The organism is Legionella longbeachae (assembly GCF_004283175.1).
Classification (GTDB): domain Bacteria; phylum Pseudomonadota; class Gammaproteobacteria; order Legionellales; family Legionellaceae; genus Legionella; species Legionella longbeachae.
In genome coordinates this window covers 172,215-184,584 of record NZ_RXNW01000006.1, presented here as the reverse complement: position 1 = coordinate 184,584, position 12,370 = coordinate 172,215, and the positions used below count along the sequence as shown (strand labels likewise).

Genomic DNA, 12,370 nt, shown 5'->3' with positions numbered 1-12,370 from the left:
TATGAGTGAAAAGAAAGGGCACAATAAGTTAGTATTTTTATTAGCCTTGCTTGTTTTGGGAATGTTCGCTTTTGGTTTTGCTCTTGTCCCAATTTACAACAGTATCTGTAAAACGCTCGGGATCAATGGCAAAACAAACCCGGAGGCAATCGCCTATGATGCCTCCAAGGTAAAAGTGGCTAAGGACAGATTAGTAACCGTTGAGTTTGTTGCAACAAATAATAGTGGAGTGCCGTGGGCATTCTATCCTAAAACTCGAAAAATTCAGGTTCATCCTGGTGAAATTGCGAAACTGGCTTTTTATGCAGAAAATAAAACCGATCATCCAATGTCGGTACAAGCAATACCCAGCGTCACTCCCGGGATTGCAGCTAAATATTTGAAAAAAACAGAGTGTTTTTGTTTTACTCGACAAACACTGGATGGACATGAGGCAATGAATATGCCTTTATTGTTTCATTTAGATGCTGACTTACCGGAAAAAATAAATACGGTTACTTTATCTTATACTTTATTTGATGTAACCGATAAATGATTATTGATACAGGAGATTAAATTACAATGGGAGCACATGGTACTTATTACATCCCTAAACCAAGCCATTGGCCTTTAGTTGCTTCATGCGGATTAACCACTACTCTTGTAGGGGCGGGATCATGGCTTCATGATGATTGGTATGGCCCTTATATATTTACCATCGGTTTTGGGATTATGGTTTTCATGCTCTTTGGCTGGTTTGGTCAAGTCATTTATGAAAACTCAAAAGGTGTATACGATGAGCAAGTTGATCGCTCTTTTCGTTGGGGAATGTGTTGGTTTATCTTTTCGGAGGTATGTTTCTTCGGTGCCTTTTTTGGGGCATTGTTCTACTCCAGGCTTTGGTCCGTACCCCTTTTAGGTGGTGAAGTACATCCTATTACTCATTTCACGCTCTGGCCTAATTTTAACTCAAGTTGGCCAATATTAAATAATCCGGATAACCAAATTTTTGCTGGAGCCCACGAAGCAATGGGGGCTTGGGGTTTAGCAGCAGTAAACACATTAATTTTATTAACATCCGGGGTTACAGTTACTTGGGCTCACTGGGCATTAAAATTAAAGAAACAAAAGCAACTGCTTATTGGTATGGCCTTAACAATTTCATTAGGTATCTTGTTCTTGGTTCTTCAAGGTTATGAGTATCATGAAGCTTACACCGAAATGAATTTAACTTTATCTGCTGGTATTTATGGCACGACATTTTTTATGTTAACCGGCTTCCATGGCATACACGTAACATTGGGAACTATAATGCTTATCGTTATTTTTTTCCGATGTAAATATGGCCATTTTACTCCGGAACGACATTTTGCTTTTGAAGGGGTTGCCTGGTACTGGCACTTTGTAGACGTAGTTTGGTTATTTTTATTTGTATTTGTGTATTGGTTATAACTCAAATCTTCCTCAACGGAAGCACTTGCTGTTTCCGTCTGGAGCTTTGTCCTTAAGTGCTCCGCATCCATTACACGTACCGCGCCTTATGCGCGGCATCTGAAATCGAAGTCCACTCTAATAAACTTTTATACTTCAATATGTATCTTCTGGATTTTCGCTTTGTGTGGGAACTCGCGGAGGAATACCTCGTAACTGAGGAAGCCTATTTATGCGGCTTTAGAGGCACTGATAAATTTAGTTTCAACCTATTGAAAATTAGTAATAATTTTTTTAATCTAATCTATTGTAAATGGTTTCTATCTCTTGCCTCATTATAAAGTGATTGTAGTGGGACCCTTCTTTAGCGTTTCTAAATGGAATTTTCATATTTATTTTATAGGATGAGTCATGAATATAAGGAAATTATTCTTATTGAATACCTTTAGGTTATTGTTTTCTATAAGCACCCACATATTTAATAAGGAATAAGATGAATATCAAATATATTATATCTGGATTACCATTATTAATGGGGGTGATCAATGGCGTGTTTGCCTTCCAGCAAGTACCTGTTTATGTAAAATTGGGCCCAGATTATTTTTGGAGTCAAAGTAGTAATTATTCATTTACACGAATTAATCCTATTCCAGGTACTTTAGAGCCTTCTATAAATAGAGGTTCTCTCAACAGAGGGAATTGGGCTGGAAATTTTGCAGCAGGCTTTACACGGCAACTATCTACTTTATGGCAATTAAGTCCTGAGGTTTCCTATTTTCAACTCGGCAATTACACAAAAAGCCTTAATCCATTTATGATTGGTCCTTACGAAGGCACTGATATTATTAATACGCTCCATACAAAGCTGGAAAGTAATGTGGTTGCCGGTATACTCAATATTGAATATTTAGTAAATAAAAAATATTCAGTATATGCAGCACCGGGATTAGGTGCTGCCAACATTAGAACAAAGAATTCATTAAGTTACCAGTCCAATGAGGATGATACTTATTTATTAATGAAATCTAATAAAAATCGAAGTAATTTTAGTCCCCAAATATCTGCAGGGATAAGGTATGCAGCATTATCGAATATCTTTATTGACCTGGGAGTAAATTATATTTGGTTAGGAAAAATTCCATTTGGCACGTTTTCAAGGGACGAGGATGATTTTACTGAAACAAACGTCTTTGCAAAAAATGCTTATCTACTCGGGCCAAAACTTAATTTTATTTTTTATTTTGGTTAAAGATTCCGTCTAATTAGGATAGATGATGAATATAAGGAAATATTTTATACTTGGCACTTTTGGAGTGCTTTCTTCTATAGGGTCTCACATATATGCGGCAGAAAAGCCATGTGGGAAATTTTTAGATCGAATAATTCTAAAGTTTAATACAGTAAGTAGCGTCAATAAACCAGATTTGGGTGTTCGCTTCTGGAATACCTTTTCAAATGAAAGTGAGCTCCCTATACAGTCAATCAAACCTATGCCAAGTGGAGCGTATCTCGTTATGGTTGACTCTGAAAAACTTAAGAAAATATCGACAACAAAAAATTTATCCAAAAATGATTATTTTCATCAGGTGATTGCTCAATTATTAAAGCGATCTGATGTTAAATATGCTGATCGAGATTTTACATTATGTCCTATCAGACCTTCTGACATTACTAAGAAAGGATCACCGCTAGAGACTTCAAATCTAGTATTGATTTCTCATGCTTCACAATGGGATGAATTTAATGGTCCCGGAGGTGTCTTTTTAGAATCATCACCGGGTGCTTTAGACGGAGCTTGGGCGATAACATTAGGTTATGCCAATCCCCCCATTGTGTTGACAAATTTCGAAGCGATTAATTCAAATGCGGATTTAAATCCCAATTTATTATCACCTGGATGGAGTTTTGTTAAAAATAGCACCAATACTACAGATCCATCCGAGGATCACGGTACACATACAGCTGGTACTATAGCCGCAACAGGATCTATATCAGGCATTGCAGGCATGGGGCCTATGCTTAAAATTTTACCTGTAGAAGTCGAAATAACCGCTTCAGGAATAGAAACAGGTATTTATTGGGCAATGGGCAGGAATGTCTATGGGGTTCCGCACAATAATTATCCCGCCAAAGTAATCAGTATGAGTTTTCGCAATACATTAGAAGTTGGTTGCCCAGTTTCTCTCCAGGAAGCAATTGATACTTTTATCCATGACAACAATGGTACTATTACAGTAAGTGCTGGAAATGATGACGAGCCAGCCTCCAATAATCCACCCCGGTCTTGTAGTAATGTTTTCGTGGTTGCGGCGACACAAATTAATGGTTTTAGAGCAGAATACTCAAATTATGGTCCACGCGTTACTTTAGCGGCTCCAGGAGGGGAGCAACAAAAGGGAGGTGCTTGTGATGCTGGAGGAATTTTATCAACAGTGTCAACGAATACCGGATGTCAAAATAGCGGTTTTTCATTTTATCAAGGGACCAGTATGGCGACTCCCCATGTTGCTGGAATTGCAGGGTTAATTTATGCATTGATCCCTAATATTAGTTCTCAAGAAGTAAAAAATATTCTTTTAGAAAGTGTGATGCCATTCGGAACTACTACGGATCCTGAACGTTCTTGTAAGGGAGTCAAATCTTGTGGTATAGGTATTGTTAATGCCAATAATGCTGTACAGCTTGCGATCTCTGGCCGTACTATTATTGCAGCACCTTCGCCCACAGACTTGGAATTACAATCCTCGTATGATCCGTTTAACCGATGTCCCCTTAATAAATATGTGCCAACAGTTCAATCCCTTGCTTCACCTATTGCCAGTAAATGGATCATTAGTAAACCAACACGAGCATGTCAAATACTCGAGGTATATGAGAATCCAAAATTGCAAGTAAATGGACAACAACTCAAAGTGACTTATGGAAAAACTGTATTGACGCTGCAAACACCTGGATTAACGTGTCAAGTTAATAATTCACATGGATTTATATGTTAGGTTGCCTGGATTGAATCCGTATGTCAGGGATTTATTTTACTTGTGCGCTATACACTAAATGGTTGCCCGCCTGTGCGGGCATGACAGATTTTTTGGCATGTATTGAAGTGCTTCACTAAAAAGACCCGCATTCCTGGCATGAGGTTCATGTTGGGGATGGAGTTAGTATACTCCTTTAGTTAACTGCTCAATAATTGTTTGCAAACTATGTTGATTGTCATAGTGAATGACTAAAGATCCTTTGCCAGCTTTGCCCGGTTTCAATTTAATTGCCGCTTGCAAATGCCGTGATATATTTTTTAGTTGATCATGATACAAAAGAGAAGGGTTTATATCTTTAGCTTGGTTACTATCAATATCATTTTTACCCGTTTTAATACGCTCGACCAATTTTTCTGTTTCACGAACAGATAAATTTTTAGCGACAATAAGCTGGGCAACCTGATTTTGTTGTTCTTCTTCCAGGATCAATAATGCACGGGCATGCCCCATATCAATATCGCCATGTTCTAAAAGTTTTTTTACAGGATTGGACAGGGCTAGTAAGCGTATATAATTACTCACGGCAGTTCTGGATTTACATAAGAGCTCAGCAACTTGTTGATGAGTTAATGAGAACTCATTGATCAAACGTTGCATGGCACGTGCTTGATCCATGGCATTTAAATCTTCACGCTGCAAGTTCTCAACCAAAGCCATTGCCATTGCAGTTTCATCATCTACTTGTTTCAAGATCACCGGAATTTCAGTAAGGCCTGCCATTTGGCTTGCTCGCCAGCGGCGTTCCCCCGCAATAATTTCATATCGACCATCACTTAATTCGCGAACTAATAGAGGTTGCAATAAACCTTGTTTTTTTATGGATTGGGCAAGTTCTTGTAAGGGGGTTTCTTCCATTTCGCCACGAGGTTGATATTTACCCGGCTGCAAACAATCTACTGCAAGCATGAGTCGTTCTGCTTGTGGTTTTTCACTCAAAAGAACATTGGTTGATTGGCTTAGTAAAGCGGATAAATTACGTCCTAAACTACTACGTTTTACTGTCATAAATTACCCCTTATCCTGCAACAGTTTGTTTATTAATGAGTTCAGAGGCAAGTACCATATAGGCGGCTGCGCCAGGTGATGTTTTATCGTAATGCAACGCGGGTAGTCCATGGCTTGGTGCTTCGGCTAATCGTACATTACGAGGCACTACAGTCCTGTAAACCTTTGTGGGAAAGTGCTCCATTAATTGTTTTGATACTTCAGAACAAAGACGGTTGCGCGTATCGTACATAGTCCGGAGTACTCCCTCAAGCTGCAAACGGGGGTTAACTGATACTTTAACTTGTTCAATGGTTGAAAGCAGGGCAGCCAAACCTTCTAAGGCATAATACTCACATTGCATTGGAATGAGAACCGAATCTGCAGCAACAAAAGCATTAATCGTTAAAGTATTTAATGCTGGAGGGCAATCAATCAGAATGAAGTCATAATTACTTTGAATAGGTTGCAAGGCTTTGTACAAAAAAGTTTCACGGTGATTTCGCTCCATGAGGCTTACTTCAGCAACAGTTAAATCACCATTTCCGGGTATTAAGTCATAACCGCAACCCGTGGTAAGGCAGGCTTGAGCTGCAAGACAATCATGCAGTAAAACATCATTGGTTGTATGCACCAGTTGGTTTTTATCAACCCCGCTCCCCATTGTGGTGTTCCCCTGAGGATCTAGGTCTATTAATAAAACTTGTTGTCGATTTGCTGCTAAAGAAGCAGCTAAATTAATGGCGGTGGTAGTTTTGCCTACACCGCCTTTTTGATTGGCAATGGCTATGACTTTTGCCATGATTTATTCCTTAGTTGTGTTTTCAATAATGACGCAACAGCGTTCACCGTCAACACCTGCAACAGAATATGGTTTTACTGTGCAGTTTTGTTTTATGTCATTCAATTCTATATCAGGAAAGCGCCCCTTCATTGCCAACCAGATCCCTTCATCAGCAATCAGGTGGCGCGTCCATTGAATCATCTGTCCAAGACTACTAAACGCTCGGCTTAATACTGTATCAAAACCTTGTGTCGGGTGGTAGTTTTCGACCCTAATTTGTACAATCTCAAGATTCTCTAGATTGAGTTGTCGCTTTACCTCATTGAGAAAGCGTGTTTTTTTTCCATTAGAGTCGAGCAATACAAAGTTAATTTCTGGTTTTGCTAATGCAAGTGGGATTCCTGGCAAACCTGCACCAGTACCCACGTCGATAATGCGATTGCCTTTAAGCCAGGGTAAAATCGCTAAACTATCAAGTATATGTTTACCAACCATAGCTTCAACATCACGAATTGCGGTCAGATTATAAGCTGCATTCCACTTGTTCAGTAAGAATAAGTAATCTGATAATGAAGTACAAATGGCTTCTAAACCAAATGACTGTAAACCCTGGTCAAGCAGTAATTTAATTTTGCCGTCATTCTTCATGCATCAATTCGCTGTTTTTTTAAATGAACCAAGAGTAAAGAGAGTGCTGCTGGTGTAACTCCAGAGATACGCGACGCTTGTGCTAAAGTAGTTGGTCTAATTTTCGTGAGTTTTTGGATGACCTCATTGGATAATCCAGTGACTTCACTATAATCAAGCCATTCAGGCAAAACCATATTTTCTTGTTTGCGCATTTTTTCAATATCTTGTTGTTGCCTATCAATATAGCCTGCATATTTGTTTTGAATCTCTATTTGTTCACTGACTTCAGATGCTAATTCAGGCAGATTCAAATCTGGAAGCATTAGTAAATGGTGGTAGTTAATTTCTGGACGCTTCAAAAATTCTACGGCTCTCGTGTCATGTTGCATCGGGTTAACTAGAACATCAGAAAGTATTTGATTATGGCTTACTCGCACCCAGGTACTGTGTAATAGCGACTGAGTGGATTCTATTGCTTCCCGCTTAGTAGCAAAATGTTGCCAACGTGTTTCCCCCACGATACCCAATTCTCTTCCTTTCGCAGTCAAACGCAAATCAGCATTATCTTCACGCAAAAGTAAGCGATATTCAGCTCGGGATGTAAACATCCTATAGGGTTCTTGGGTACCGCGTGTAATTAAATCATCAATAAGTACACCTATATAAGCCTCATCACGTCGCGGACACCAGAGTTCTTTTTCTTGAACATATAACGCAGCATTCATACCCGCGATAATTCCTTGTGCTGCTGCTTCTTCATATCCTGTAGTGCCATTAATTTGGCCTGCAAAAAATAAATTTGGAATTGGTTTGGTTTGCAAAAATGAAGTAAGCCCTCGAGGATCAAAATAATCATATTCAATGGCGTAGCCTGGGCGCGTGATATGCGCATTTTCAAACCCTTTAATTGTCCGCACAAATTGTACTTGTACTTCAAAGGGAAGACTTGTGGAAATGCCATTGGGATAGATTTCTTCAGTGGTTAGCCCTTCAGGCTCAACAAAAATTTGGTGTGATGATTTGTCTGCAAAACGAACGATTTTGTCTTCAATAGAGGGACAATATCGTGGGCCAACTCCTTCAATAACTCCTGCATACATAGGCGATTTATGGAGATTGTTGCGGATAATCTCATGAGTGGCTTCGGTAGTATGAGTGATATGGCAAGGAATCTGTTGCGGATGATCACTAACATGCCCCAAATAAGAAAAGACCGGAATGGGAGTGTCTCCGGGTTGTACAATCATTTGGTTGTAATCTAATGAGCGACGATCAATTCGTGGTGGTGTTCCTGTTTTTAAGCGACCCACAGGTAAATCGAGATCACGTAAACTTTTTGCTAATGCGACGGAAGGGGGATCTCCTGCACGTCCACCAGCATATTGATTCATGCCTACATGAATTTTTCCCCCTAAAAAGGTACCTACAGTCAGCACTACGGCACGAGCCCGTAAAGTAAATCCCATTTGGGTAATCACACCGGCTACTCGTTCTCCTTCGATCAATAAATCATCAACGGCCTGTTGAAAAAGGGTCAAATTTTCTTGTGTTTGTAGTTGTTCTCTAATTGCCTGCCGGTACAGTACCCTATCTGCTTGTGCGCGTGTTGCACGTACAGCGGGTCCTTTAGAAGCATTCAGTATACGAAATTGGATTCCTGCTTTATCTGCGGCTTTTGCCATCGCACCGTCTAATGCATCAATTTCTTTTACTAAATGGCCTTTACCGATTCCACCTATTGCTGGATTACACGACATTTGACCGAGTAAATCCATGTTATGAGTCAGTAATAAAGTTTGCATCCCCATTCGTGCTGCTGCAAGAGCTGCTTCTGTGCCCGCATGTCCACCACCGACTATAATGACGTCATATAATTTTTCAAGATTCATTTCTGATCAATATTTGTGTAACAAAAAAAGGAATTATACACTTTTTTACCAATTCTCCCAATATCTAGAAAGCTCCTTCTTAAGAAATTTAGTTATTACCCAAATATTTGATATTGAATTCAGAACGAGATGCGGCGTAACTAAATTTTCTTCAACACAAAAATGAATTGTACAGGTTATATGAAAGCCAAATTAATTAAAGGGATATTTTCTTTCCAGGTGCTTTTACTGGGAAGAAATTTACCTTTGAAATAAACGAATTAATGGAACCAATGATTTTTTTTCATAGGGTATAAAAACTATTTAATCCCTCGATAATAATTGGGTAATGTTTGATTGGTATACTGTCTTATGTATAAACAATTCGAGGGATAAGCTAATGTCTCTTAATCATAACGAAATTGAAATTCAAACAATTGAACAACAGGAATTAAATGCAAATGCAGAGGGATTAAGAAAAAGATTAGCGTCAATGAAGGGTGTTGCTTCACAAAAGTCTATTGCTTTATCTATATTGAAATTGATTCCCTTTTTTAACAAATTTATAGCCTCTGCAAACGGTGCAGGGAATGCAATCACGCGCATGATTGAAATAGAAGGACTTGTCAATAATGCAACCCAAACAGCAACAAGCGTGTTCCAGTATATTAAATTAGGGACTGCGATCATTGATTTCTTTCGGATTCCAGCGATCTATGTGGGTGCTCTTATAGCCAAGCAAGAAGTACCATTCACTTTTTCGCGTAATGCCAAACTATTATATTCAGCAGTTATTTTAGGACTTACTATTACTGCAATAGCATTTCCTCCTGCAGCACCTATAATCGCTTTAGTTGCTGGAGTAGCAGCATTAGGCCAAAGTATAGTTACTTTAACTAACCTTTATTATAAGCGCATTGAAACTCAAGATAAATTAGTACAGGTAGAAAAGGACATTGCTCAGAAAACAGAAAGAGTAAATTTCTTAATTGATGAGTTAGAGAAGTTAGAAAAAACTGCCGGGGCGGCAAAAGACGATGATATAAAGTCATTAAAAAGGGATATCGCGCAACATTTAAATGAACTTCAAGGATTATATGATACTCGAGAATATTGCAAGCAAAAATTAGAAAAACTGGGTACAGCAGCTGCTTTAGATAAAACTGTAGGTGTTGGTTTAGCTGCTTTCGCATTAGTTGGTATTGTAACCAGTATGATTTTTCCTCCTGTGGGAGTAGGTATACTTGCTGCTACAGCTTCTTTGGGAGTGGCTTACCTGGTTGCACGTATAACAGTTCCTTTGATTAAATTTTTGGCAGAAAAAATTATTAATGCGGTTACAAAAAAGCCACATCTTGATAATGAGCAGCAAAATGATCAAGAGTTAAAAAATGGATTAATGGAAAAAAATACTTTAGCCTATTCAGATATTCCTTCTATGTTTGATAATCCTGGTTTAAAAAATGAGGGAAAAGCATTAGCAAAAAAACTCAAGGACTTATCTGGCACTTGCTCACAGGAACATTTTGACTTGACACACAAAATAACTCCCAAAAGCATCCAGTCACTAATTGCAAATCCAATAACAGTCAAGTCTGACTATAATATGGTGGACCAAAAATTGATTGAGGATAGCAAGCACTTGATTCCTTAGGAATGAGTTCAATTTAAAAATTTGGCAATGTCCCTCTTAAGGCTATTCAAGAGGGATTGATAGGAGGTAAATCGGTTTTTTTTTCTTTTTTATGAGTATTATTTTTTTTCATTTGCTGAATAGTGCGCCATAACTCATCTCCACGCCACAAAATTTTCTCATCACTTTTATATAAAATTTGTGAAAGAATCTGCACTTGCCTTTTAAAAGCCGCATTAGTGCTTACCCGTGTTAAATCAGTCAAATTTAGTATAGGTGCATCTGGCCAATAGAAACCAGCCCATTTAAGTAATGCATCACGTGCTCGTTGAGGATTTGCCTGCACACATGCTTTGTGGAGTTCGTTAAGTGTCGTTTTGTATCGGACTTTTTCAGAGACTTTATGGCGTTTTTGCCGTCCCCATAAAATTAAAGTGACGAACCAGGCACAAGCAAAAAATGCTGCAACTATCCAGGCCCAATTAAACTGGCTTGCTGAATTAGATTCATTTACTTGGCTCATTGCTTGTAGTTCATTCTGATTATTAGTTATGACAGGCTGGTTTGAGCCAGATGCTGGCATAGTAGTTGAAGCTTTCACATCGATAACTTTTGGGGGTAAAGTAGCAATTTCTTCTTTACCTGTTTGGGTGTTAAACCAAGGAAGTTTTAATTCAGGAATAGTAATTTTTCCCGATTTGTTAAACAGGTAAGTAATCTTAATTTCTGTACGACCAATTAACTCGCCCTGAATGACTTGGTTTTTATCTTTGCCCTTTTCAGGATAAACATTAACCCCATCAATTTCTGAAAAAGTAAGTGCTGGTAAAAGCTGTGCTGGGACACCAGTTCCTTCTAAAGTTACCGTGCGAATAAGTGTGTTACCCTGGGTGATTGTTGATTCTGAGTTTTCGTAGTTTTCAGCGAACTTAACTTCTTTTGCAGGAAGCCAGGTCTTTCCAGAAAATTCTTTGGGAATTGGCTGTACATCTAAACTAATTGTTTTATCCTGGGCTTTGACACGTTCTGGATTAAAATCATAAATTAATGCAGTAAATACGGGTGATTTTATCTTTAGAGGACCACTTTTTTGCGGAAAAATAGCGTAGTTTTGCTCTTCAACAAGATAATTAATATTATTCTTTTGGGTTTGATAACGTTTTTCCTGTCCTAAGGGAATGAGTAATGCGTTTTCAACTTGTGGGCCTTGATAATCAGCATCTAACAGATGTTTTGAGTTATATAAAGTTACCTTATAAATAATTTGTTGGTTCACATAGGGATTTTTTTGATTAACTGAAGTAGTCAAATAAATACTTTGCTGTTGATTTGAATCAGTAGACGTACTTTGTGGTCTGGTTATACTCGCAGCGCTTACATTAATGGTTGTAGGCGCGGTATATTCTCTGCCCATCTTAATCGCAGGAATTGTTAATATTCCTTCTTTCTGTGCTTTTAGTGTAATGGTCCACTCACTGGATGATTGAGTTTGTCCATTGATAATGGAATAATTCATTCGGCGTTCTGTGCCTAGAATTAGAAACTCATGTTGGAGGGGAGTTAAATCGGGGATCCCCCCATTTTGTAAATTATCTTGGGTTAAAATCAATTTAAATGATTCATCGATACTGATTTGAGACGGGTCAACTTGTACTTGTATTTCTGCACGAGCTACCAAATTAAAGAAACAAAAAAATCCAATTAATAATAATTTTTTCATTGATACCATCCACGTTCTCTTCGTAAATGATCACGTAAGAATTTTTCTCGCATTAATCCACCAGGATCATCCGGAATTAAACGTAACCATTGTTCTTTCGCTTGTTGTTTTTCTCGCTCGGCCTCAGACAAAGGTTCAGTAGCCTGAGTGTTTTGATTCTTTTTGTTTTGCTGATCTTTGTTTTGCTGATCTTTGTTTTGCTGATCTTTGTTTTGCTGATCTTTGTTTTGCTGATCTTTGTTTTGCTGATCTTTGTTTTGCTGATCTTTGTTTTGCTGATCTTTGTTTTGCTGATCTTTGTTT

10 protein-coding genes and 1 pseudogene are annotated in these 12,370 nt (G+C 38.4%); 5 read left to right on the top strand and 6 right to left on the bottom strand.

All coding sequences use genetic code 11. The features are described from left to right. Nucleotide 1: 1 nt before the first annotated feature. The 4 genes from EKG34_RS07940 (at nt 2) to EKG34_RS07925 (ending at nt 4,406) form a co-directional block, all read left to right on the top strand. Entirely contained in the window at nt 2-535 is a 534-nt protein-coding gene (locus tag EKG34_RS07940) for a cytochrome c oxidase assembly protein (RefSeq protein WP_003633542.1), read from the top strand. Between the two features lie 26 nt (nt 536-561). Further along, entirely contained in the window at nt 562-1,431 is an 870-nt protein-coding gene (locus EKG34_RS07935) for a cytochrome c oxidase subunit 3 (RefSeq protein WP_003633541.1), read from the top strand. 472 nt (nt 1,432-1,903) lie between these two features. Continuing rightward, nucleotides 1,904-2,659: an outer membrane protein gene (locus EKG34_RS07930; RefSeq protein WP_003633538.1), complete on the top strand. Its 756-nt coding sequence runs from the start codon at nt 1,904-1,906 to the stop codon at nt 2,657-2,659. A 25-nt stretch (nt 2,660-2,684) separates the two neighbouring features. Continuing rightward, nucleotides 2,685-4,406, top strand: a complete 1,722-nt coding sequence (locus tag EKG34_RS07925) for a S8 family serine peptidase (protein WP_012978747.1) — start codon at nt 2,685-2,687, stop codon at nt 4,404-4,406. Nucleotides 4,407-4,568: 162 nt separating this feature from the next. On the opposite strand, the gene EKG34_RS07920 is transcribed toward EKG34_RS07925, so the two are convergent. The 4 genes from EKG34_RS07920 to mnmG are packed head-to-tail and all read right to left on the bottom strand — an operon-like array spanning nt 4,569 to nt 8,735. Then, complete coding sequence (locus tag EKG34_RS07920; RefSeq protein WP_003633536.1) at nt 4,569-5,453, bottom strand: ParB/RepB/Spo0J family partition protein; 885 nt, start codon at nt 5,451-5,453, stop codon at nt 4,569-4,571. Nucleotides 5,454-5,463: 10 nt separating this feature from the next. Next, complete coding sequence (locus EKG34_RS07915) at nt 5,464-6,234, bottom strand: ParA family protein (RefSeq protein ID WP_003633535.1); 771 nt, start codon at nt 6,232-6,234, stop codon at nt 5,464-5,466. A 3-nt stretch (nt 6,235-6,237) separates the two neighbouring features. Continuing rightward, nucleotides 6,238-6,864, bottom strand: a complete 627-nt coding sequence (gene rsmG, locus EKG34_RS07910; RefSeq protein WP_003633534.1) for a 16S rRNA (guanine(527)-N(7))-methyltransferase RsmG — start codon at nt 6,862-6,864, stop codon at nt 6,238-6,240. Further along, a complete protein-coding gene (mnmG, locus tag EKG34_RS07905; protein WP_003633533.1) occupies nt 6,861-8,735 on the bottom strand; it encodes a tRNA uridine-5-carboxymethylaminomethyl(34) synthesis enzyme MnmG in 1,875 nt (624 codons plus the stop codon). The genes rsmG and mnmG overlap by 4 nt, the downstream gene beginning before the upstream one ends. A gap of 379 nt (nt 8,736-9,114) precedes the next feature. Between mnmG and EKG34_RS07900 the strand changes: the two genes are divergently transcribed. After that, on the top strand, nt 9,115-10,368 hold the full coding sequence (locus tag EKG34_RS07900; RefSeq protein ID WP_003633532.1) for a hypothetical protein: 1,254 nt from the start codon (nt 9,115-9,117) through the stop codon (nt 10,366-10,368). Nucleotides 10,369-10,414: 46 nt separating this feature from the next. On the opposite strand, the gene EKG34_RS07895 is transcribed toward EKG34_RS07900, so the two are convergent. Together EKG34_RS07895 and EKG34_RS18585 are read right to left on the bottom strand one after the other, a co-directional pair. After that, entirely contained in the window at nt 10,415-12,067 is a 1,653-nt protein-coding gene (locus EKG34_RS07895; RefSeq protein WP_003633530.1) for a BatD family protein, read from the bottom strand. After that, nucleotides 12,064-12,370 (bottom strand): annotated as a pseudogene (locus tag EKG34_RS18585) (tetratricopeptide repeat protein); the annotation flags it as partial. The pseudogene EKG34_RS18585 and the gene EKG34_RS07895, both read right to left, overlap by 4 nt.